At 63.8% G+C, this 23,227-nt stretch carries 17 protein-coding genes; 8 read left to right on the plus strand and 9 right to left on the minus strand.

Going from position 1 to position 23,227, the window contains the following annotated elements; translation table 11 throughout:
- Nucleotides 1–4: 4 nt before the first annotated feature.
- Genes gspD through K1X80_RS15810 form a run of 3 tightly spaced genes read right to left on the minus strand, consistent with a single transcriptional unit; the run spans nucleotide 5 to nucleotide 3,997 of the window.
- The gene (gene gspD / locus K1X80_RS15800) at nucleotides 5–1,954 is read right to left on the minus strand and encodes a type II secretion system secretin GspD (protein WP_143110470.1); all 1,950 of its coding nucleotides are present in this window, start codon (nucleotides 1,952–1,954) and stop codon (nucleotides 5–7) included.
- Between the two features lie 7 nt (nucleotides 1,955–1,961).
- Nucleotides 1,962–2,405 carry a hypothetical protein gene (locus K1X80_RS15805; RefSeq protein ID WP_057440946.1) on the minus strand — a complete coding sequence of 148 codons (444 nt, stop codon included), beginning with the start codon at nucleotides 2,403–2,405 and terminating at the stop codon, nucleotides 1,962–1,964.
- Nucleotides 2,378–3,997, minus strand: a complete 1,620-nt coding sequence (locus K1X80_RS15810; protein ID WP_258571513.1) for a lipoprotein UxpA — start codon at nucleotides 3,995–3,997, stop codon at nucleotides 2,378–2,380. The genes K1X80_RS15805 and K1X80_RS15810 overlap by 28 nt, the downstream gene beginning before the upstream one ends.
- A 262-nt stretch (nucleotides 3,998–4,259) precedes the next feature.
- Between K1X80_RS15810 and K1X80_RS15815 the strand changes: the two genes are divergently transcribed.
- Nucleotides 4,260–6,290 (plus strand): PhoX family phosphatase, encoded by a 2,031-nt coding sequence (locus K1X80_RS15815; protein ID WP_170044176.1) that lies wholly within the window; start codon nucleotides 4,260–4,262, stop codon nucleotides 6,288–6,290.
- 459 nt (nucleotides 6,291–6,749) lie between these two features.
- On the opposite strand, the gene gspK is transcribed toward K1X80_RS15815, so the two are convergent.
- Complete coding sequence (gene gspK, locus K1X80_RS15820; RefSeq protein WP_220172281.1) at nucleotides 6,750–7,715, minus strand: type II secretion system minor pseudopilin GspK; 966 nt, start codon at nucleotides 7,713–7,715, stop codon at nucleotides 6,750–6,752.
- A gap of 161 nt (nucleotides 7,716–7,876) precedes the next feature.
- Here gspK and tatA point away from each other — a divergent pair, with 161 nt between their 5' ends.
- Genes tatA through tatC form a run of 3 tightly spaced genes read left to right on the plus strand, consistent with a single transcriptional unit; the run spans nucleotide 7,877 to nucleotide 9,128 of the window.
- Complete coding sequence (gene tatA / locus K1X80_RS15825; protein WP_115128392.1) at nucleotides 7,877–8,092, plus strand: twin-arginine translocase TatA/TatE family subunit; 216 nt, start codon at nucleotides 7,877–7,879, stop codon at nucleotides 8,090–8,092.
- On the plus strand, nucleotides 8,092–8,385 hold the full coding sequence (gene tatB, locus K1X80_RS15830) for a Sec-independent protein translocase protein TatB (protein ID WP_057440939.1): 294 nt from the start codon (nucleotides 8,092–8,094) through the stop codon (nucleotides 8,383–8,385). The genes tatA and tatB overlap by 1 nt, the downstream gene beginning before the upstream one ends.
- Nucleotides 8,382–9,128: a twin-arginine translocase subunit TatC gene (tatC, locus tag K1X80_RS15835; protein WP_169989780.1), complete on the plus strand. Its 747-nt coding sequence runs from the start codon at nucleotides 8,382–8,384 to the stop codon at nucleotides 9,126–9,128. The genes tatB and tatC overlap by 4 nt, the downstream gene beginning before the upstream one ends.
- Nucleotides 9,129–9,134: 6 nt before the next feature.
- Here the strand turns inward: tatC and K1X80_RS15840 are convergent, their stop codons facing one another.
- Nucleotides 9,135–10,118 (minus strand): helix-turn-helix transcriptional regulator, encoded by a 984-nt coding sequence (locus tag K1X80_RS15840; protein ID WP_169989779.1) that lies wholly within the window; start codon nucleotides 10,116–10,118, stop codon nucleotides 9,135–9,137.
- Between the two features lie 256 nt (nucleotides 10,119–10,374).
- On the opposite strand from K1X80_RS15840, the gene K1X80_RS15845 reads away from it, so the two are divergent.
- Nucleotides 10,375–12,402 carry a TonB-dependent receptor gene (locus K1X80_RS15845; RefSeq protein WP_258571514.1) on the plus strand — a complete coding sequence of 676 codons (2,028 nt, stop codon included), beginning with the start codon at nucleotides 10,375–10,377 and terminating at the stop codon, nucleotides 12,400–12,402.
- Nucleotides 12,403–12,521: 119 nt separating this feature from the next.
- Here K1X80_RS15845 and K1X80_RS15850 read toward each other — a convergent pair whose 3' ends face one another.
- Genes K1X80_RS15850 through K1X80_RS15860 form a run of 4 tightly spaced genes read right to left on the minus strand, consistent with a single transcriptional unit; the run spans nucleotide 12,522 to nucleotide 18,681 of the window.
- The gene (locus K1X80_RS15850) at nucleotides 12,522–14,663 is read right to left on the minus strand and encodes a TonB-dependent receptor (protein ID WP_169989778.1); all 2,142 of its coding nucleotides are present in this window, start codon (nucleotides 14,661–14,663) and stop codon (nucleotides 12,522–12,524) included.
- A gap of 33 nt (nucleotides 14,664–14,696) precedes the next feature.
- Nucleotides 14,697–15,020 carry a hypothetical protein gene (locus tag K1X80_RS28215; RefSeq protein WP_258571515.1) on the minus strand — a complete coding sequence of 108 codons (324 nt, stop codon included), beginning with the start codon at nucleotides 15,018–15,020 and terminating at the stop codon, nucleotides 14,697–14,699.
- The gene (locus K1X80_RS15855) at nucleotides 14,972–17,800 is read right to left on the minus strand and encodes an ABC transporter permease (protein WP_258571516.1); all 2,829 of its coding nucleotides are present in this window, start codon (nucleotides 17,798–17,800) and stop codon (nucleotides 14,972–14,974) included. The genes K1X80_RS28215 and K1X80_RS15855 overlap by 49 nt, the downstream gene beginning before the upstream one ends.
- A complete protein-coding gene (locus K1X80_RS15860; protein ID WP_029300575.1) occupies nucleotides 17,797–18,681 on the minus strand; it encodes an ABC transporter ATP-binding protein in 885 nt (294 codons plus the stop codon). The genes K1X80_RS15855 and K1X80_RS15860 overlap by 4 nt, the downstream gene beginning before the upstream one ends.
- A gap of 440 nt (nucleotides 18,682–19,121) precedes the next feature.
- On the opposite strand from K1X80_RS15860, the gene K1X80_RS15865 reads away from it, so the two are divergent.
- From K1X80_RS15865 to K1X80_RS15875, 3 genes are all read left to right on the plus strand, one after another.
- Nucleotides 19,122–20,843: an ABC transporter ATP-binding protein gene (locus K1X80_RS15865; protein WP_169989776.1), complete on the plus strand. Its 1,722-nt coding sequence runs from the start codon at nucleotides 19,122–19,124 to the stop codon at nucleotides 20,841–20,843.
- Nucleotides 20,840–22,585, plus strand: coding sequence for an ABC transporter ATP-binding protein (locus K1X80_RS15870; RefSeq protein WP_186625216.1), 1,746 nt, complete (start codon nucleotides 20,840–20,842; stop codon nucleotides 22,583–22,585). Before K1X80_RS15865 ends, K1X80_RS15870 begins: the two co-directional genes overlap by 4 nt.
- Nucleotides 22,586–22,704: 119 nt before the next feature.
- A complete protein-coding gene (locus K1X80_RS15875) occupies nucleotides 22,705–23,217 on the plus strand; it encodes a MarR family winged helix-turn-helix transcriptional regulator (protein WP_057440936.1) in 513 nt (170 codons plus the stop codon).
- Nucleotides 23,218–23,227: the final 10 nt, after the last annotated feature.

The following is a 23,227-nucleotide window of genomic DNA, read 5'->3' on the forward strand; positions in this document are numbered from 1 at the left end:
GTACTCACCACACGCCCTCGTCGAGACGCTCGCGGCTGGCCGGGAACAGGCGCAGCAAGGCGTTGTTATCGGAGATCGCGGGCAATGCCAGGTTCGAATTGACCTTTAGGTTGCGGTACTTCTCGCTGCTCAGTTGGGCCAGGGTTTCGCCGTCGCGCATGATCCGCGGGCGGATAAACACCATCAGGTTCTGCTTGGTGCGCTGGCTGGCGTTGGAGCGGAACAGCCGCCCTATCCCTGGGATATCGCCGAGCCACGGCACACGCTGGTCACTGTTCTTGGCCTCGTCGCCGATCAGCCCGCCCAGCACCACCAGGCCGTTGTCTTCGACCATGACCTTGGTCTTGATCTCGCGCTTGTTGGTGATCACATCGCTGGCGCCGGTACTCTCGGCAATCGACGAGACCTCTTGCACGATGTCCAGGCGCACGGTGTTGTCGATATTGATCTGCGGCTTGATCCGCAGCTTGATCCCCACTTCCTTGCGCTCGATGGTCTGGTAGGGGTTGGTGTTGTTCTGTGTCACCGAGCCCGTCACAAACGGTACTTCCTGGCCCACCAGGATCGACGCTTCGGCGTTGTCCAGGGTCAGCAGGGTCGGGGTCGAGAGCAGGTTGAAGCCACTTTCGCTTTTCAACGCATTGAGCAGCGCAAGGAAGTTCAGCCCGCCGCCATTGAGCTTGCCGAAGCCGGCGGTCGCCCCTGGCACATTGGCCAACAGCTTGCCCAGGCCTGCGGTGTCGCCGCTGCCAGCGGCCCCGGCCAGGCCAGCGATGCTCGTCCCACCATTGGTAAAGTTCACCGCGCCGCCGCCAAACGAATCGCCCAAAAACAGCCATTGCACCCCCAGTTCCTGGGCGCGGGTGTCGGAGACTTCGGCGATGATTGCTTCCACCACCACCTGGGCGCGGCGGATATCCAGTTGTTCGACGATGGTGCGGTAGGCGGCGATTTCGCTGTCCGGGCCGACCATCACCACGGCGTTGGTGCCCTCCTCCGACTCCATGCGAATGCCTGAGGCGCTGACCGCCATCTGCTTGGGCGCACCTTCGGTGGGCACGCCTTCGCCACCGGCGCCCGGGGTGTCCTGGCTCAAGCCGCGAAGCACCTTGACCACCTCAGCCGCATTGGCATGGCGCAGGTACATCACCACCGTGTTCGAAGGTCGCAAGGCAGTTTGTGGCTGGTCCAATTGCTTGAGCAACGCGCGCACCCGTTGGCGGCTGTCGGCACTGCCGCGTACCAGCAACGCGTTGCTGCGCGGGTCGGCAACCACCTGCGCGCCATCGGCGCCCTGCTCGCGGGCCAGCAGGCGGGTCATCAATTGTGCGGTGTCGTTGGCGCTGGCATTGACCAGGGGCAGCACTTCCAGGGGCTCCTGACTGACCTGGTCGAGTTGCTGCAACAGCGCGTCGATACGGTCGAGGTTGCTGCGCCAGTCGGTGATTACCAGCAGGTTGGCCGACGGGTACGGGCTGATCACTCCCACCCGGGGGTCAATCAGCGGCTTGAGGATATTGAGCATCTGTTCACTGGCGGCATTGCGCACACTGAATACCCGAGTAGCCATGCCATCGTTGGCTTGCACGGCCTGGCGCGCAGACTCCACCGGCACCGGTTCCAGGCGTGCGGCCTGGTCCGGCACGATTTTCACGCTGCCATTGGGCAGGTTGACCGCAGCAAAACCCTGGGCGCGCAACTGGGCGAGGAAGATGTCATAGATGGCCTCGCTGCCGAGCATATCGAGGCTGCGCACCGTGACCTTGCCCTTGACCCGTGGGTCGATGATGAAGGTGGTGTTGGTGATGCGCGACACGCTGTCGATAAAGTCCGTGAGTTCGGTGTCGATGAAGTTCACTTCATACAAGGCCGGCGCGTCTTCGGCGTGGGCTGGAGTCACACTCAAGGCCAGGCACAATGCGCTCAGGCCCAGGCATTTATTGATCATGTGCATCGTCGGTTCATTCCTTGCGCTTGAGGCCGATCACCGGTCGCTCAGTCGGCCATGGCAAGCGCTCGCGCTGCCCTTGATTGTCGAAAATCAGCCCACGGTCATCAATGTCTTGCAGTACGATGCCGGGGGCCAGGCGCTGACCCAGGGTCAGCGTGCGTTCTTGTTGCTGATAGCGCAGGACCAGTACCGTGGCGCGCAGCGGCGTGGCCTTGAGGCTGCCCAGGTAATCGACCTTGAGGGTGGTCAACGGCAGGTCGTCGCTGGGGGCCTGACGCGGTGTCCAGTGGTTGCTCAACAGGTCGGCGACCGGCGCCGCTGGCGGGTTTAGCGCGATCGGTTGCGCGATGCCGTGCCACAGTTGCAGCACACATTGCGCTGCCAGCCAGGCCAGGAGCGTTGCCAGCAGCAGGTTGCCCGCACGGTTCAACTGACCAGGCTCCGTGGATGCCATCCCGGATGCCCCTGCACGTAGCGCACTTCGGGCAATTGCAGCGGCGCCAGTTGCCAATCCGCCGGCTGCTCGCGCAACCAGCCTTCAAGGTGCTGCCACAGCGGTTGCCCGGCATCGGCGGCAAAGCCCAGGCCAAAGGTGCGGCAGGTGCCGACTGGCTCGGCAAACTCACTGACCCGCTTGCCGCCCGGGCTATAGGTGACCTGCCAGGGTTGGCCGAGCCAGCGTGGCAAGTCCTGGCTGTTATCCAATAGCAGTGGCTCGCCAAACAGCTGTTCGGCGCCGTTTTCCAGGACCTGGCGCACCTGCTGCGCCGGGACATCCACGACCGGCGCCGGGTAGCTAGCGCTCAGGCTGATCAAGTGTTCGCGGGTAATCATCTGGCCACGGGCCAAGGGGCTGTCGTAGCGCAGGCCCGGCAGCAGTACTGCGCTCTGGGGCTCGCGGGCCAGGGCCTGGTGCAACAGGCGATCCCAACTGCCGGCGCGTACATCGCGGCGCCAGAGGTTTTCCGGGGCCTTGGCCAAGGGTTGGTCGAGCCACGCCGCGTGGGCTGCGCGCTGTTGTTGCAGGCGTGGTTGCAGGCGCTGGGCGTGGGCCTGGGCGGGAGCGTCCAACGCACTGGCCTGGGCCGCAAAAAAGCGCGCATCAAAGCGCCATTGCCCGGCCTGGGCCTGGCAGCGGATACGGAAGGCGCCGCTGGCCCGGGTCCCGCCCAGCACCACCGGGACGCGCTTGCCGGAGCTTTGCAGGATTTCTACCGGCTGCGGCCACAGGTCCTGGCCACGGGCACACAACATCAAGTCCACCTGACTCAGGCGCTCGGCCAGCCAGAAGCCCGGGCCGGTACCGACATCGGCCAGGGCCACCACCAGGTCGGCTTCTTCGCGGGCCTGGGTGAGCACCGGTTGCAGGCTGTGCAACCACTCTTTCAAGGATCCTTGCTGGTCCCGCGCATAAGGGTCGGTAATGCCAACCACAGCGATGCGCACGCCGCCCCGGCGGAACACCTGCATGCCTGGGGTGGCCAGGCGTTGCGCGCTGGCGCTGGCCAGCCCGGCGCCCAGCACCGGGTGGCCGAATTGCTGGTACAGGCCCTGGCATTGTTCGGGCCATAGCACGCGCTCGTCGCTGCTGACTCGCACTTCGCTGCCGAGCAACTGGCTACCCTGGACCCCGGACAGGCCACGGGTCAGGTAGGCCAGGCCGCTGCCATTCCAGCACTGGCCGTTTTCCAGGGTCAGGCTATTCTCAGGCCCGGCTTCATCGCGCAGGCGTTGCAACACCGCGCCGAGTACCGCGTAGCCGCCGGTTTGCACACCGTCACTTAAGGAGGCATCCAGCAGGCCATCCAACTGGCTGCCATCGGCCTGGCGAAAACGCGCATTGGCCCCGGTAATCCAAGGTGCCTGGCCGATGCGCGTCGCCGGCCCCAGGCGTGTGGCGGGCACCACCGGGCGACCCGGCAGGCGTGCATCGAGGGTGTCAGCGATATACAACAGGTCGACCGGCTGGCTGTCCGCAGGCCCCGCCGCAGCCCCCGGCTGGAGCAGCCGGCCAGCCACGGGGCACAGGCGCCCAGCGTCATCCATCCCAATACATCGCGCCGCACCATTGAAACCATTGTTCTCTCACCCTGAGGCTAACTGCTTTAAGGGCGGCATATTGGGGGTCAATTAATGACGGTTTAATGTCAGTTTTTTAACAGGAGTGAAATATGCAAATCTGCAACAAAAGGAAATAAAAAAATTAAACTTAAATACATTTTTAACAAAACCGACCGCGAATCATCACATTCGGCTCTTAGAGTTCGGGCTCCTTTCAAAAATCGTGATCTACAAAGGACCTGATGAAATGAGTCGAGAGACTGGCGACAACCAGAATCGCAACCTGAGCCTCAATGAGCCGATGGAATCGGTACTCACTGCCTACCTGAGCCGCCGCAGTGTGGTACGGGGCGGGCTCGGCGCCGCGATCGCCATGATTGCCGGTACCGGCCTGACGGGCTGTTTTGACAGCGGCGGTGGCTCGGACAACGACACCCCTACCCAGCCGCCAAAGCCGGCACTGAAACTGGGCTTCAACTCGATCCCCGGCTCCCTCACCGATGCCTGCACCGTGGCCGCCGGCTACACCGCCCACGTGCTGGCCCCTTGGGGTACACCGCTGAACAGCAACGCTGCCCCCTGGAAAAGCGACGGCAGCAACACCTCGACCGACCAGGCCAACGCGGTAGGCATGCACCACGACGGCATGCACTTCTTTCCAATCAATGGCAGCTCCACCGACGGCCTGCTTGCGATCAACCACGAATACATCGATGCGCAAGCCCTGCACCCGGCGGGCCCGACCCTGGTCGGCGGTGTTCGTCCGGTCGAAGAAGTGCGCAAGGAAATCAACGCCCACGGTGCGGGCGTGATGCGCATCAGCAAGGTCAACGGCCGTTGGCAGGTGATGGAAAACGATCCGTTGAACCGCCGCTTCACCACGGCTACGGTCATGGACCTGGCGGGGCCGATGAAAGGCACCGAGCACGTAAAAACCAAATTCTCGCCGACCGGCACCCAGACCCGCGGCACCAACAACAACTGTGGTAACGGCTATACCCCGTGGGGCACCTACCTCACCTGCGAAGAAAACTGGCCAGGGATTTTCGTCAATAAAAGTGGCGCCCGCCCGGCAGACCAGGTACGCATCGGCGTGGGTACCGGCAGCGGCAACTATCGCTGGGAGAGCGTTGCCGGTGATCCAAGCGAGGTCAACGGTGAGTTCAGCCGCTTCGACGTGACCCCAAGCGGCGCCACCGCCACTGATGACTACCGCAACGAAGCCAGCACCTATGGCTACATCGTTGAGATCGACCCGTACAACGCTTCGACCCGCGCCGTGAAACGCACCGCCCTCGGCCGTTTCCGCCACGAAGGTTGCTGGCCGGGCCTGACCACCGCCGGCAAGCCAGTGGTGTTCTACAGCGGTGACGACTCGCAGAACGAGTACCTGTACAAATTCGTCTCCACCGCTTTGTGGGACCCGGCAGACGCCAACCCCAGCGACCGCCTGGCCACCGGCGCCAAGTACATGGACAGCGGTAAACTCTACGTGGCGCGCTTCAATGCCGACGGCAGCGGCAACTGGTTGCTGCTCGACGTGGCCAGCCCGACCGTGGATGGCAGCACCCTGGGCGCGAAGTTCACCGACCTGCCGGGGATCATCCTCAACACCCGTGGCGCGGCCGACGCCGTGGGCGCCACACCGATGGACCGCCCGGAGTGGACCTCGGTCAACCCGCTCAATGGCGACGTCTACCTGACGCTCACCAACAACACCAGCCGCACCGTGGCCAACGCCGCCAACCCGCGCGTCAAAAACAAGCACGGGCACATCATTCGCTGGCATGACGCGGACAACCAGGTGTCCTTCACCTGGGACATCTTTGTGTTTGGCGCCAACGCCGCAGGCGCCCCGGACATCAACCGCTCAGGCCTGACCACGCTGAACCAGTTCGCCAGCCCGGATGGCATGACCTTCGACAGCCGTGGCGTAATGTGGATCCAGACCGACAACGGCGAAAAAACCCTGACCGACTACACCAACGACCAGATGCTGGTGGTGATCCCGACCAATATGGTCGATGCCCAGGGCAAGCAAGTGCCAGTCAATGCGCAGAACCAGGCCGACCTGCGCCGCTTCTTCGTCGGGCCTAACGGCTCTGAAGTGACGGGGGTGACCTTCACACCCGATAACAAGACGGTGTTCGTCAACATCCAACACCCGGACAACTGGCCGTCCACCGGTGTGGCTACCGACGTCACGGTCGGCACAGTCCGCCCTCGCGCCTCCACGGTTGTGATCCAGCGTGCTGACGGGGGTGAATTGGCGATCTGATCCAGCGGCAGGAGCCGGCCCGGCTCCTGCATCACGATCCTTGTGGGGGCTGTCGAGCTCCGGCGAGGCTGCGATAACGAGGTCATTACCAGCATGGATGTTGGCTGATCTACCGCTATCGCAGCCTCGCCGGGGCTCGACAGCTCCCACACTTGCTTTGTGGTGATCTCAAAATCAACAGGTGGGATCTCGGGTTTGCGCCACACTGCACAGCAAATGTGGGGGCTTGCCTGCGATGGCGGTGGATCAGCCGCCAGAAACAGTGACTGGACTGCCGCTTTCGCGAGCAAGCCCGCTCCCACAGGGGATCTGCGCGGGGCAGAGAATGTTGGCACCACCACAAATCAAATGTGGGAGCTGGCTTGCCTGCGATGGCGGCAGGTCAGCCAATAGATTTATCGACTGATACACCGTCATCGCGGGCAAGCCCGCTCCCACACAAATCCGCTCCCATACGCGCTATAACGGCAAAGGCTCGCGCGAGCGCAGCAGCATGCCCTGCGCCGGCACCCGCGCATGCCACTTCACGACCCCCTGGGCCTCGACACGGTACTGGCTGCGAAAGCGCTGGCCATCCAGGTCTATGTCCAGGAGCAGCAGAAAGTGGTCACCGTTGAGCTGCAGACCTTCGCTCAAGCGCTCGAACATCGTGTCGTCCATCGCCCCCAGGGCCTGGCGCAGTTCGCCCGCATCGCGATAGCCCCCCGCCGGCCGCGCGCTGACCAAGCGGGTCAGCACCGAACGCGACACCTCGCCCTCGTACAACGCATCCAGCAGCGGCAGCATTTCCAGGTTCAACGCATTGGCATTCAGGCGCCAGCCAGCCGTCTCGTCCAGGCTGCATAACTGCGGGTAGCGCAACGCCCGCAGCGCGTCGGGCACCGCCAGCAGGTTCAGCTCGCTGATATCGCGCATGCGTTGATTGGCCGCCAGGCGCGGTGGCGACTGGCGCAAGTATTCGTTGCTTTCGGCACCTTGCAGGCGGGTCTGCTGGTCGGCGTCGAGCCAGTCGGCCAGGGTCTGGGCCAAGCGTTCGGCGGCCATGTCCGCCCCCAGCAGATGCACCAACTGGCGCTGGGCACGTTCGGCTTCGGGGCCGATCAGCGCGTTGACGTTGAAGCAGGTGTGCAGGTCGCGAATCTGGATGCTCGCCTTGCCCCCCTTGAAGTCATAAGCCAACGGCTGCCCGCGCATGGCCTGCCAGAACAACGGGCTGGCGCGCCACAGCGGGTCTTGCAGGGCCTGTTCGGTAAAGGCCAGCGCCGCCCGTTCGATCGCGCGGGCCTGCACCCGCTGTTGCACCAGACGCACGCTGTCGACCTGCTGGCGCCCCTGCTCGACCATCCAGGCCATGCCCCCCGCCAGCATCGCCAGGGCCACCAGCACCATCAACAACGCCGCCCCCTGCTGCCGTTTCTTGTCCATTGCCACGCCACCTTTTATGGAGATCCTGGCGACAGTCAACACAGTGGATGTTTCAACCAAGTGGCAGACTCACACAATTCCCGCAAAACCGTCACCGCGCCGTCATAAAGCCTCGGCAAACTGCGCCTTCATATTTCAAATCAATGGCTTGGAGTGGCGTTATGGGCGGTATAGGGATTTGGCAACTGGTCATCGTGCTGCTGATCGTGGTGATGCTGTTCGGCACCCGGCGCCTCAAGGGCCTGGGCAGTGATGTGGGTGAGGCCATCAAGGGCTTTCGCTCCTCCATGGGCAACGAACCCGGCGCCCAGGCGGCAGAAAAGACCAGCCTTGAGGTGCAAGCCGAACCTCAGCGACCTGCCGACAGCAAACTCTGATGTTCGATATCGGTTTTAGCGAACTGCTGCTGGTGGGCCTGGTGGCGCTGCTGGTGCTGGGCCCCGAGCGCCTGCCGATTGCCGCGCGCAATGCCGGGCTGTGGCTGGGCCGGGCCAAGCGGGCGATGAATACGCTCAAGGCCCAGGTCACCCAGGAACTGGACCACGAACACCTGCTGCAGAGCATCGACCAGCAACCCTTGCGGCAACTGGAGCAGCAACTGCGCGACGGCATCCGCCTGGACGCCCCGCTGCCAGAAACCGCCACTCCCAAAGGACCACCTGCCCCATGAGCGACCTGCCCTTGCCTGCTCCGCGCCTGTCGGTGACCGGCCACCTGACCCGGTTGCGCTCGCGCCTGGTGCGCTGCGTCCTGGCGATCCTCCTGGTGTTTTGCGCGCTGTTCCCCTTTGCCCAGCAGCTCTACAGCTTCGTCTCGCAACCGTTGCGCGACTTCTTACCCAGCGGCGCAACCATGATCGCCACCGGGGTGACGTCACCGTTCCTGGCGCCGCTCAAGCTGACCATGATGATTGCCCTGTTTATCAGCATGCCGCTGTTGCTGCACCAGGCCTGGGGCATGATCGCACCGGCGGTGTATCGCCAGGAACGCCGCACCGCCGCCTGGTTGCTGGCCGCCAGCGTGGTGCTGTTTTACCTGGGCATGGCGTTCGCGTTTTTCCTGGTGTTCCCGATGATGTTCGGCTTCTTTACCAGCGTGACCCCGGACGGCGTGGCGATGATGACTGATATCGCCCTGTACCTGGATTTCATCCTCGCGCTGTTGCTGGCGTTCGGCCTGGCGTTTGAAATTCCGGTGGCCACCTTCCTGGTGATCTGGGCCGGTATCACCGATGTGCAGACCCTGCAAAAGAGCCGGCCGTATGTGATCGTCGGCTGCTTTGTGGTGGGCATGCTGCTGACCCCGCCGGATGTGTTTTCGCAGACCATGCTGGCGGTGCCGATGTGGATTCTGTTTGAGCTGGGGCTGCTGGCCAGTCGGTCCGTGAACAAGCCGCGTACCGAGGCGCCGTAGAGCGCCTTACGGCTCAGGGGAAGGCCGCAGCAACGAGGTGCTGCGCCCGCCTTGCTTGAGCAGGGATGGATTGATCCCGAATTGTTTGCGAAATGCCGTGGCAAAGTGGCTGGCGTTGGCATAGCCCAGGTCTGAGGCCACGCGCATCACCGACTCATCACCCTCCAGCAAGCGACTGCGAGCCTGGGTCATGCGTGCTTGCTGGAACACCCCATACACACTGTTGAGGAACAACTGGCGGAACCCGCGTGTCAGCTTGGGCTGGCTCATTCCGGATTCGCGGGCCAGTTCAGACAGGCTGGGCGCTTTGCCCAGGTCAAGCAGCAAGCGCTCGCGGGCGCGCAGCAGGCGTTGACGATCAAGGGCGCTCAGGCGACAGGCGCAGTCCACGCTGCGCCGCGCTTCCAGAAACAGGCTGACCAAAGTCACGCTCTGGCCGTACAGCCACAAGCGGCTGCGAGGCTGGCCAGGCGCGTACTCCAGGGCATTGGATAACTGGTGGGCAGTGGCAGTCATTTCGCCGCTACGGTGGCCGTCAAGAAAGCAATGGTCACAGGCCAGCGCGCTGTACAGGCTCGAATCGATCTCCAGGTCCCACTGGGTCAACAGGTCGGGATGAATCATCACCGTGATGTTGTCGATTTCGCCCTGCTGCTGATAGAGGCCGTCGCGGCAACGACCGTAACTGATGCTGCCGCAACCCTGGTCAACGACATAGCGTCGCTGACGCCTACCATCGCGGAAGCTGCAGGAAGCCTTGCCCTTGAGCAGGTTGGTAAAGCTGAAGTGGATGCGCTCGCTATCGTCGTGCAGGGGCATTTCTACCGGCTGCTCGAAGGTGCTTTGCCAGCGCACGATATCCAGCCCGCCCTGCAGGGTCACGCGGGTGACCCGGCACTGGTTGCCGGGCCCGAAGTCGCCCCCGTAACCGTCGGCAATAATCCGCGAGACCGGCATGAACGCCCGTGCCTCTTCCTCAGTGGCTGACATCTTGGATCTCCTTGCTGACCGGATACGGCTCGAATCAGACCACATCGGGGTAGCGGCGCGCAATTGATAATCACTAGCATCTGATGCGCTGCAGTTGCTCCCTTAGCCGCCGTCGCCCGCCGCGACGCGCATTGCCCGAAACCTCAGTCAAGGCCCCATCATGTCTGCACCCAGCCCATCGACGACCAGCCGTGGATCACCGTACATTCGTTATACCATAACAACTCTTATAGGTTGCACACTCACTCATTCGACCTTGGCCGACACGGTCAGCCAAACCGTGCAGTTGCCGGCTTCGACCGTCACCGCGCGCATGGAGCAAGAGGATCCCAAGGAAGTACCGATCAGCCTCAGCGTAATCAGCGGCGAACAGTTGCGCACCCAGCGCCTCGATACCTTGGAGAGCGCTCTGCGCAACACGTCCGGGGTCAGCGTCAACTCCTCCGGCGGGCCCAATGATTTCAATGTGCTGATCCGTGGCGTGGGCTCGCTGTACCAGATGTCAATGGATGACAGCTCAGTGGCGTTCAATATCGATGGTGTGCCAGTTTCATCACGCAGCCTGGGTTTTGAAACCCTGGATGTGGACCGCATCGAAGTCCTCAAGGGGCCCCAGGGCACCTTGTCCGGAGCGATTGGCCAAGCCGGCGCGGTGAATATCACCACACGCCAACCGACTCGCGAATTGGAAGGTTATGTGCGTGGCGAAGTCGGCCAGCAAGGCCAGTTCCTCACCGAAGGCGCGGTGGGCGGGCCGCTTACCGACAACCTCAGCGGCCGCCTGGCGGTGCGCCGGGCTGGGTACGACAGTTGGATCGACAACGACCAGACCCATCAACCCCAGACCAAACCCCGCAACGAAGCGTACCGGGGCAGCCTGCTGTGGGATATCAACGACGACACCCGCGCGCTGTTCAGCGCCGAGCGCCAGAAGACCAAGCGCGCCACCAATTCCCTGGTGCTGCGCCCATACGGCAGCGACCCGAGCCTGGACCTCACTCCCGGCCTGTTCGACGACAACTACAAGACCACCGAACGTTATACGATCAAGGTCGAACATGACCTCGCCAACAGCCGCCTGACCTCAACCAGCGCCACCTCCACCGCCGACTTCGAAGGGCTGATCGCCTATGACAGCAAGCTGATGGGCGCGCTCTATGGCACCCCCAGCGAGTTTTGGGTGGTGGACAAATCCTTTGAGCGCTCCTGGAGCCAGGACGTGCACCTGAGCTCCCTGCCGGGCGTCGAGGTGTTCTGGGTCACAGGGCTGGCCGCCGCGCGCAACGAGCGCACCTACGACACCCCGCGCAATACCTACGGCACCTCGGGCGCCAAGTTTCGCGACTTCACCACGACCACCTATGCCGGCTACGGCGAAGTCACTTTCCCCTTGACCGAGCAGTTGAAACTGACCACCGGCTATCGTCACTCCTGGGACCGCAAGACCTATGACGGCGAGTATTTCTCTGGAAATGCTTCAGTCAATGACTCACGCAAACTCACGGACAACTACGGCACCGGTCGCGCCGCCCTGAGCTATGCGCTTACCCCGCAAACCAACGTGTATGTGCAATTAGCGCGAGGCTATAAATCCGGCGGTTTCAATGATTACGCGTCACAGGTCAGCGACAGCGAACCCTACAAGGCGGCTGTCAGCAAGGCAGCCGAACTGGGCTTCAAAAGTCAAACCGATGACCATCGGGGCAGCCTCAACGGCGCGTTGTTCTTCACTCGCGTACACGACGACCATCTGCTGGGGTACGACGCCGCAACCTTCGCCACCAATGCCTTCAATGCCGACACCCGTAGCCGTGGCGCCGAACTGGAAGGCAGCTGGCGCTTCGACTACGGCTTGACCGTGGCCGCCAGTGCCACCTACCTCGACGCGAAAATCACCAGTGCTGTGAATGGCATTCAGGCCGGTGACGTCGCCGCCGGCAACCGGACCCCGGATGTACCCCGCTGGAGTGGCAACTTCAACGTCGCCTGGGAGCACCCATTGGGCAATTTCGCTGGCCTGGGTGACACCACCCTCAACACCAGCCTCAACTACCACCTGGTGGGCGAACGGGCGGCCGATCCGCAGAACCATTTCAACCTGGATAACTACGAGAAACTCGACCTGCGCGCCGGTCTGCAAAGCAAGTTCGGCGAGGTATATGCCTATGCCGACAATCTGCTGAACCAGACCTACGACACCTATGGTTTCTACAGCGACCCAGTGGCCTACGGCGCACCCGCGCGCCGTCGTACCCTGGGCGTCGGCTACACCTATCAGTTCTGATCAATCCCCTTGTAGGAGCGGGCTTGCCAGCGAAGACGGCAGGTCAGCCAACATCCTTGGCAGGGCCGACGCCATCGCTGGCAAGCCCGCTCCTACAGGGTTTGTTGGCTAAGCCTCTGTCAGAACGAATAGCTGTAACCCACGCCCGCCGACCGTCCCCTGGCCGGCATCCCGGTCAGTACTTGGTCGGTGGAGTACGAACCGTACAAGTCATAGCGTGCATCCAGCAGGTTGTCGCCCCACAGGTAGACTTCCGAGCCGCCGCTTTCCAGGCCCAGGTGTAGGTCCAGCTTGGCGTAGCCCTTGAGGTCATAGTGGTTCTGCGGGTCTGCCGGACGGTTTTTCTGCAGGCGGTAATTGAGCAATGTATTGAGCCGCGGTGCCGGCAGGCCCAGGAGGTTGGGCAGATCCTTGTGCCAGGCCACGCTGAAATTACCACTCCACAACGGCACGTCCGGCACCCGGCTGCCTGCCACCACGTCGCCGCCAGAAACACCCAGCGCATCGGAGGTCACCAGCGCATTGGTGTAGCTCAGGGCACTGCCCAGGGTCAGTTGATCAGTAACGTGCCAGGTGCTCGACAGCTCGGCGCCCTTGCTGCGAGTGTCGGCATTCACCGCACTGACGGCCACGGTCTTGAAGTCATACCCCAGCAAATGGTCATCGCGTACCCGGGTGAAGAACAACGCGCCCTCCAGGCTCAGCGCACCGCCCTCGCTTTCATGCTTGAACCCTACTTCGGCCGCACTGACCTTAGCCGCCTTGTACGGCTCACTGTCCGCGACCGAGGTCGCGTAATCATTGAAGCCTGCAGACTTGTAGCCACGGGAAAGCACCGCATAGAGATTGGTCTGCGGCGTCAACGCATAGGCCAGCGCCACGCGCCCGGTGCTGTAGTTGTCTTGCAGTTGGCGGCTGTCGCTGGCCCGATTGCCTGCACTCGTATATTCGCCGCCGTAGGTCTTGCGATCCCAGGTGTGGCGCAGGCCGGTGGTGAGTTTCCAGTCCTCGGCAATCGGGAAGGTGATCTCGCCATACGCCGCGTAGCTGTTGGTACTGAACTCACGTTGCTGAAGCGCGCCGTTGGTGAAGTTGCTCGAGTCGAAATTGCGCTCGGAACGGGAAAGATTGACCCCACCCACCCAGAACACTTCGGCCTCTGGCAGAGAGCCCAGGCGCAGGTCCTGGCTCCAGACCCGTTCGTGGGCCGAGTCCTCAATGAGGTACTCAAAGGGTGAGCCGTACAGTGCACGAGTGATGTTGCGGTCATAACCCTTGACGGCATTGAAGTCGGTGCTGGTGTGGGCAGTGATCGAGGTGATCCGCGCTTGCGCCAGATCGTGGTTGAGCTCAAAGGAATAGCGCTCATTGGCCTTCTGGTTGCCGTCAAATACGCCGGGGGTGTAGTCCAGGCGTGGGCTGTCGCCAAAGGGCCGCAGCATTTCCAGGCCGGCGTAGTGCTCGGCGCGTTGGCGTTCGGCAACCAGCAGCCCAGTGATGCCCGCGTCGTTGTCCCACAGCAGGCTGCCACGCAAGGCCAGGTCGCGAGGCGTGGTCATCGGGTCGCCATCCTGCTGGTTGTCGACCCAGTTATCGAAGCCACTGCGACGCACCGCAATGCGCCCGGCCAGGGTCTCGGTCAAGGGACCGCCCACCGCGCCTTCGCTCATGAACTGGCCTTGCTGGCCGACTTCACCCCGCACATAGCCTTCTACCTCACGGGTGGGTTTGCGGGTGGTGACGTTGATCGCCCCGGCCTCGCTGTTGCGCCCCAGCAAGGTGCCCTGGGGCCCCTTGAGCACTTCGACCTGTTGCGCATCGAGGGTGGCCATGGCTGCGTTGCGCACCGACATCGGGACGCCATCGACGTTCAGCACCACTGAGCCGTCATCCATGCTCATCTGGTTCAGCGAACCCACGCCACGAATCCGCACATTGGCGTCATTCGCCCCACCCCAGGAATTGACATCCACACCCGGAGTGCCGCGCAACGCGTCCTCCAGGGTGCGCAGGCGCCGGGTTTGCAGGGTGTGCTTGTCAAGCACCGAAAGGCCGAAGGGAATGTCCCTGGCACTTTCCTGGTTCAACCGCGCACTGACGGTCACCGGCGCCAGCTCCAGGGCCTGCGCGGGAGGCTGGTAGTCGGCCGCAAACGCGCTGCACGCCTGGCTGGACAAGGCCAGCGCCAGGGCTTGGGTGAGGACGTTGGCGCGCCAACCCTGCGGGTGGTGTAACGGTTTGAGTAGCCACTGATCAAGCATGCAAAACTCCAGGCAGATAAGAGAGGGATAGGTTCATTGCGACGTGCCCCAACGCTGGCGCGCCTGGGCGATCACCTGATCCGAGGGCGCACCCAGCAGCCCTTGAATCAAGGGGGGCCATCCCTGGCCTGTAAGGATTTGTGCAGTCATGTCCAGCAGTTGCGCAGCGCTCTGGCTGGCAGCCCAGTCGAGGCTGGCCAGGGCCGCATAAGGCGCGGCCCAGCCCTGCTGCCGGGCACTGGCCAGGGTGCCGATCGGCTCGCCGTCACTGCCCAGCAAGCGGGTCAGGTCATCGGCCTTGAGCCCGATCAGTGCGGCACGGGCCTGGGGACCGTCGACTTCGCCGACACACAGCAAACCCAGCGCTCCGGCAACCCCTGACTCAGCCATACATGACCCGGTTGTTCGCGCAGGTCGCTGGCGCTGAGCAGCCGCTGGCGGGCCAACAGTTCGGCGATGTGGGCGCGTCGTGCCCAGCGTCCGATGCCGGCTGGCGCCACGTCCCAGTCCGGGGTCTGGGCCAGCAGCAGGTGGCCGTTGCTCAGGCGACTGTCTCCCATGCCGCTGGGCCATTGGCTCACTTCGCTGACCGGTGGACTGGCGCCCAGATGCTGCGCGACACAGGCAGACATGGCGGTAAGATCCTCGCGCACCTCGCGGGCGGTGGTCTGGCGACTGGCATCGGCCAGCACCCGTACACCGTCCAGTTCATGGGTCACGGTCGCCGAGGTCAGGGCATAGGCGAAATCCAACGGCTGTTCACTGCGACCACTGAGGGACTGCCCCTGGGCATCGATGGTCCAGTGCCAGGCCCCGGCCGGTGCGACCGCTTGCGCGGCCACCGCCGCCCCCTCGGGCAGCACGGGTGCCACAGCAGGCAAGCCGGCGGCCAGACGCTGCACTGGCGCACGCAAGCCACGTTCCGGGTCCAGGCCCAGGCGCGGCACCACCCGCCGCGCTTGCAGCCATACAGCCTGAGGGCTCAGCCAGATCCCCTCGCCTTCGCTCGACCAACCGTTGGCACTCAGGGTCCAGTGCAAGGTCACCTGGCAACCGCTCGACGCACAGGCACCCAGGGCCAGCCGCAGATGATCATGGGCTTGCTCAACCACCACCGACTGGCCCATCACCCTGGCGTCCGTCACCTGCAGGCCCGCTGGCAACTCGGCATCCAGATGGCCATTGGCGGCGATCACGCCCTCCAGGGTCCACTGCCCTTGCACGTGGCGTTGGGCACTGTCGATCTGTAACTGCAATTGCCCGCCGGCCAACTGGAAGGCACCAGCGCCGCCCAGCCAGCGCTGCTCCCAGGCGGCGTTGTCGGCACGGGCCTGGGCAGCGGTCTGGTAATCGCCCTGTACCACCAATTGGCGGTGCAACACGCTACCGCTGCCGAACATCACCAGCACACCCACTGCCAGCAACACACCGGGCACGCCGCGTAGCCGCGCACCCAGGTCGGCAAGACGCCGCCGCTCCGGTCCATGGGGCACTGCCAGCGCCGCCAGTGCAACCAGCACCAGGCACAGCGCAAGCTTCCAACTGGCCAGCGTGCCGAGATAGGCCAGCCATGGGGCCCAGCCGGTCAACGCCGACAACGCCACGTGACCCGGGATCGCCATTTCATAGGCCGGGTAACTTACCAGTCCCAGTTCGTGATTGAGCACCAGGAAAAACGTCAGCAACATCGACGTGGCGTATGCCAGGCCGGACCGCCGGATCAGCGCATGCACCAGCACCGTCAGCATCGCCAACTCCAACAATGGTGGGGCGAACACCAACAGTGAGTAGATCAGCGCAAACCCTGGGGCCAGGCTGGCTGGCGCAACCACCGCGCTGATCACCAGGCTGGCGAAGCCAGGCACCAAGGCCAGCGCCAGCGTGGCGAGCACCACACACAGCACCTGACCGAAGGTACGCAACCACACGGGCGCCGGCGTGGCGTGCAGCATTGCCCCCAGCCCCTGTACATCATCACGCCGGCAGATCAGGCCCACCAGCGCCGCCACCATAAAGGCAATCACCAGGAACAACGCGCTGGCAAGCAGCGGCAACGTCAAGTCAGCACGCGGCACCATCGGCCCACGGGCATGCCACACCCCATGCACAAGGCCGCTGAGCACGCCCATCACCACCAGCAGGCCGAGGGCCAGCCACCAGACCTTGCGTGCAAACACCTGGCGGGTCTGCCAACAGGTTTCGCGCCATAGCGCCCGCGGCCAGTGGCTGGCCAACACCGGACCAGGCAAGCACACATCCAGGGCCAGTTGCATCGGTGGCTCTGCCAGTACCGCACCGCTGCGCCGGCCCATCAAGCCCTGGCGCGTCGCGCGGGCCAGGGACCAGGCCAACAGCAGCAACGGCAGTACACACCACAGGCCCCGGTTGAGCCAGAACCCCGGCGTGAGGTCCAGCAGAGCTTGGGATTTTTGCGCTGCGGTCCAGGTTTCCACCTGGGCCTGGGCGAAAGTAAACAGCGACGGATCGAGGCTGGCCGCCAGCAGCGGGTTGATATGCCCACCCTTGAGCACCACCACCGCGAACATCCACAGCAACATCAACACCGTCGCCAGGGCAAACGGCGCGGCCAGGCCCCGACTGCGCAGCGCCAGCCAGTAATACAGAGCGCCCACGCCGGTACTGACCGGCAACAGCAACGCGGCCCAGGCAAAGCCCAGTGCCGACCAGGCCGGTGCGCCGATACTCGCCGCCGGCACCCAACCCAGCCAGGCGAGGACCGGGCTCAACAAGAAACCGGCAATCAGCGAACTGGCCAGCAGCCCACCGACCACGGCGGCGCCGATGAAGCGCCCCCATAACAACGCCGGCAACGACACCGGCAGAGCCAGCAACACCTCCTCCAGTTGCGCCTTGCGGTCCCGCAGGGCGGGCTGGGCGAACACCCAGGCCCAGGCAAAAAACAGGAAAAACATACAGCCGCAGGCCATCAAGTAGATCAGGCTCGGGGCATTGCGCGGGATGTCGCTGGCGCCCATTTTCTGCACGTAATCGGCATTAGTCAGGGACATCAACAGGTAGCCGGCCAGGCCCAAAAACACCAGCAAGGGAATACCACTGCGCAGCCCGGCGCGCACTTCCACCCAGGCTTCACGCATCATCAGGGCGAAGGTGCTCATGCGTCGACCGCCTCGCCGGCCTGGGCCAGCGCCAGGTAATAAATATCTTCCAGGCGTGGTGCGTGGGGCATGAAGCGTGGGTCGGCCGGCCGTTCACCCTGCACAATCACCCGACTGCCCTCGGGGCTGGCCGCCACGTGCAAGGCCGCCGGCAAGGTTTCGCCACGCCCAAAAGACGCCGCCCACAGGCGCCCCTGCTCCGCGCCCAGCAACGCCTGAGGGCTGCCCTCCACCAGGATCTGCCCGCCAGCCAACACCGCAAGGCGGCTGCACAGGTTCTCGACGTCTTCGACAATATGGGTCGACAGCAACACAATCGACTCAGCAGCCACGTCCGCCAACACCCGGTGAAACCGGTTGCGCTCCGCCGGATCAAGGCCCGCCGTCGGCTCATCGACAATCAGCAGGCGCGGCGAACCCACCAGCGCCATGGCGATGCCAAATCGGCGCAGCATGCCTCCCGAGTAAGTGGCCAGCGCACGGTGCGCGGCATCCTGCAGATTGACCTTGGCCAACAGGCCTTCGATTTCTGCGCGGCGTTGGCGACTATCGGTACGGCCCTTGAGCCAGGCGAAGCGGTCTAGCAAATCGCGTGCGCTGACGCCCGGATATGCCCCCAGTTGTTGCGGCAGGTAGCCAAGGCGGCGACGCAGGTGGTTGGAGTCGGCCAGCACATCCACGCCATCCAAATGGATGCTGCCCGCGTCGGGCTGCTGCAAGGTCGCCAAGGTGCGCATCAGGCTACTTTTGCCGGCGCCATTGGGGCCGAGCAACCCGTACATACCGGGGCCGACGCTCAGGTCCACGCCGCGCAGCGCTTGTACGCCGTTGTTGTAGCGCTTGCGCAGGCCGCGCACCTGCAAACCCGAATCGACTGACATCTGCAACTCCATGGGCAGCGCGCCGATACCGGCTCCCGATCCAGGGACAGCGGGCCTGCCGGGCGGCACTTGTTTGGGAATGATTGCCCTTAAGAGGCATAGGTATCTACACAACTTTCAGAAACTGACGAACTCCCCTGTGGCGAGCGGGCTTGCCACAACTGGGCTATCTGCCTGGATTTAGGCGTTACGGCAAAGTTGTGTAGATACCTATGTTTAAGAGGGACAGCCCGGGACGGTAGCCACGCACGCGGGTGCGCTCTACCCGATTCAAGTCAATTTCCAACCGTATCGCGCAGTCACCAGCGCCGCGGCCCACCGCAGAGGTGCTCAAGCCCGACACCGGCATGCGGATTGGAGGGGCAATCGACTCGATACGGGTAGCGGCCAAAGTGACAGCGATTAGCATCGTTGCCCGTGTAAACGCCAACGGAAACCCCATGACTAGCGCCCTAGACACCCTGCAACGCCCGGTCAACCACCTGATTCGCCTTGGCGTGGCGCTCGCCGCCGTCGGGGCCTTGGTGAACCTGGTGCCCTCTATTGCCTTGACCGAGCTGGCACGCCTGCTACTGGCCGGCACTGCTGAGCAGCAAGCCCTGTGGCTGTGCGCCAGCTGGGTGGTGATTGCCCTGAGTGTCGGCTGGATGGCCTGCGGCGCCGCCCTGTGGCTGACACACCTGGCCGACCATCGCTTGCAAGCCAGCCTGCGCGAAGCGCTGGTTGGCAAGCTCGCACGCGTGCCGCTGGGCTGGTACACCGAGTCGAGTTCCGGCGCAGTGCGCAAGGTAGTCCAGGACGATCTTGAAGACCTGCATCACCTGATCGCCCACCACGCCGTGGAACGTACCGCCGCCATCGTCACGCCCCTGGCAGGGCTGGTGTGGCTGGCCAGCCTGAACTGGCGACTGGCGCTGCTGGCAGTGCTGACCCTGCCGCTCTATAGCCTGGCCTATGCCCTGATGATGCGCGGCTTCGGCAGCAAGATGCAGTTGCTGGATCAGAGCATGACCCGTATCAGCGCAGCCATTGTCGAGTTCGTCCACGGGATTTCCGTAGTCAAGGCATTCGGTCGCGTCGGCCAGGCCCATCACGGCTATCAACAGGCAGTCAGCCAGTTCGGCCAGCAGTACGCCGACTGGGTGCGGCCCTTGCTGCGCCTGGAAGCCATTTCGTCCATGGCCCTGAGCGTGCCGGTGATTCTGCTGGTGAGCCTGGGGGTGGGCAGCCTGTGGTTGAGTCGCGGCTGGATCACCCCACTGCAATTGTTTGCCGAAACGCTGGTGGCGGTGGTCATTCCACAGTCCCTGCTGGTGATCAACCAGAGCCTGGCCGCCCAGCGTACTGCCCAGGCCGCCGCCGGGCGGATCGAAGCCCTGTTGAACGTAGAAGAACTGCCCACGCCAGCCCACTGCCGCGAACCGGCGGGGCACGATGTGAGGTTCGAACAGGTCGAGTTTGGCTACGACGCAGCGCACCCGATCCTCAAGGGCATCGACCTGTATTGCCCGGCCGGTACGGTCACCGCGTTAGTGGGCAGTTCCGGTGCCGGTAAATCGACCCTGGCCAAGTTGGTGCCGCGTTTTCATGACGTCAACGCTGGCCGGGTGCTGGTGGGCGGTGTCGATGTGCGGCAGATCGACCCGGGCAAGTTGTACCGGCACGTCGGTTTTGTTTTGCAGGATGCGCAACTGGTGCATGGCAGCGTGGCCGATAACCTGCGCCTGGGCTGCCCCGGTGCCAGCGATGAGCAATTGCAGGCCGCCGCCCGCGCGGCGCAGATTCATCAGCGCATCCTGGCCCTGCCCCGAGGTTATCAATCCGTGATTGGCGAAGACGCGATTCTTTCCGGCGGCGAGGCCCAGCGCCTGTCAATCGCCCGTACGCTGCTGGCGGATACCCCGGTGCTGATCCTCGACGAAGCCACCTCCCACGCCGATCCGCAATCCGAGGCGCTGATCCAGGATGCGCTTTCTGCGCTGGCGCGAGGGCGCACGGTACTGGTGATTGCCCATCGCCTGGCGAGTATTCGCGATGTCGACCAAATCGTCGTGCTCGATCAGGGTCGCGTTGTGGAATGTGGTCGCCATCAGCAACTGCTGCAGGCCAACGGCGCCTACTCTCGGTTATGGCACGCCAGTGCGCTGGAGGCCTCGTTATGATCCGCAGCCTGTCGACCTTGTTGGGCCCGGCCCACGCCACGCGCCTGTATCGCTACCTCGCCTGGCTGGTGGCCAGTGCCATGCTGCAAGGCTTGGCGGTGGCGTTACTGGTGCCGATCCTCCACGCGCTGTTTGCCGGCGACCTGCCGACGGCCATGACCTGGCTCGCCGGCCTCGCGGCGATGGTGGTGCTGACCTGCATTGCCCACTACCAGCAGGCGATGCAGGGGTTCGCCCTGGCGCTGCTGGTGCTTACCACTTTGCATGAGCGCCTTGGCCAACACCTGATGCGCCTGCCCCTGGGCTGGTTCGACAGCGAGAAGGTCGGCCAACTGTCGCGCAGCGCCACCAGCGGCACGCTGATGGTCACCGGGTTGTTTGCCCATTATCTGGGCCCGGTGGTATCCGGCGTGGTGGTACCTGCCACAGTCGCGCTGACCCTGTTTGTGTTTGACTGGCGACTGGGGCTGACGGCGCTGCTGTGCGCGCCGCTGATCTATTTCACCCATCACTGGTCGGCCAATGCCATTGGCGCCAATGACGCGCGGGTCGAAGCCGCCGCCAGCGAAGCCGGCAACCGCGTGGTGGAATTTGCCCGCTACCAGCAAGTGCTGCGCGCCTTTGGCCGGGCCCAGGGCGGCTATCAGCCGTTGCAGGCGGCCAACCACGCACAACAACAGGCCGGGGGCTCGGTGCTGGCGCAGACCTTTCCCAAGTTGCTGGCCGGAGGCCTGAGCGTGCAATTGGCGTTCGCCCTGCTGGTTGGCGCGGGCATTGCCCTGGCCGTGACCCAACAGATCGACGCCATCGAGTTGGTGGCCTTGCTGGCCCTGGCCGCGCGGTTTGTCGGGCCCCTGGCGGAGGCCGCTGCGCGCAGTGGTTTGTTGCGTATGGCCGGCAACGACCTGGAGCAACTGGTGAGCATCCTGCGCCAACCACCTCTGGCGGAACCGGCGCACAGCCAACCCATGAGCGCCCCCGGCAGCCTCGAATTTGAACACGTGGGCTTTACCTACCCCAGTGGCCCGCCGGTGCTCAAGAACCTGAGTTTCAGCGCCCAGCCCAACACGATGACAGCGATTGTCGGCGCGTCGGGCTCGGGCAAGACCACTGTCACCCGCCTGCTGATGCGCTTCTTCGATGCCAGCGAGGGCAGCGTCAAGGTGGGCGGCGTGGATGTGCGCGCGCTGTCCAGCGAAGCCCTGATGGGGCAGCTGTCTTTGGTGATGCAGGACGTGTATCTGTTCGGCGGCAGCCTGGAGGCCAACATCCGCGTCGGCAACCCGGATGCCAGCCCTCGGCAGTTGGCGCAAGCGGCAACATTGGCTGGCGTCGATGAGATCGTCGCGCGCCTGCCACAAGGCTGGGACACCCCGGTCGGTGAAGGGGGTTCCAGCCTGTCCGGCGGTGAACGCCAACGCGTGTCCCTGGCGCGTGCCCTGCTCAAGCGCGCGCCGATTGTGCTGCTGGATGAAGCCACGGCAGCACTCGATCCGCAGAATGAGGCTTACGTGCAAGCCGCCATTGGCACGCTGATCCAGCGTGCCACCGTGCTGGTGATCGCCCATCGCTTGCCGACCATCATGGCTGCCGACCAGATCCTGGTGCTCGATGAAGGTCGCCTCGTGGAGTCGGGTACTCACCGTCAGTTGCTCACCCACAACGGGCGCTACGCCGGTTTTTGGCACGAGCGTCAACGGGCCGGCGGCTGGCGACTGAAACAGGAGCGGCCCTCATTGTAGGAGCCGGCTTACCCGCGATGGCGCCCTATAAAGCGACACGCATCCCGGTGACGAAGGCGCCCAGCATCGACATTAAACAAAATGTTGACTTAGTAAGGCACCAAGATAAACTGCGCCTTATGAATATTTTAGAGAACAAACACCACATCATGCTGCGCGAGCTTGATGGGGTGCCAGCCGAGGTCAGGGACAGTGTCAAGCTGTGCTTCGAGCTGCTGTCGGCCGCGGCCGCGATCAATCGTGTGTGTGCCATCCGCCTGGCTCGCTACAACCTGTCGGAGGGCCGCTTCGTCATCATGCTCACCCTCAAGAGTGCCGGCGGGAAGCTGTCGCCGCTGGAGTTGGCGACCCGCCTGTCAATTACCACCGGCACCGTTACCGGCTTGCTCGATGGCTTGCAGGGCGACGGGTTTATCAAGCGCAAAACCGACCCGACCGACCGACGCAAGCTGATCATCAGCCTGACCACCGACGGTAAACGCGTGGTCGATGAGGTGTTTGCCGAACACACGGATTGGATCAGCGGCATCATCCAGGGCTTGAGCATTGAGCAGCGCCAGGCATTGTCCGAGTCGATCTATTGCATCTCGGCCAGCCACGCACTGTCCCAGCAACTGCCGGATGAGCATTAGGCCCGGGTTT

The sequence above is a fragment of the Pseudomonas sp. So3.2b genome, from assembly GCF_019464415.1.
Lineage (GTDB): Bacteria > Pseudomonadota > Gammaproteobacteria > Pseudomonadales > Pseudomonadaceae > Aquipseudomonas > Aquipseudomonas shahriarae.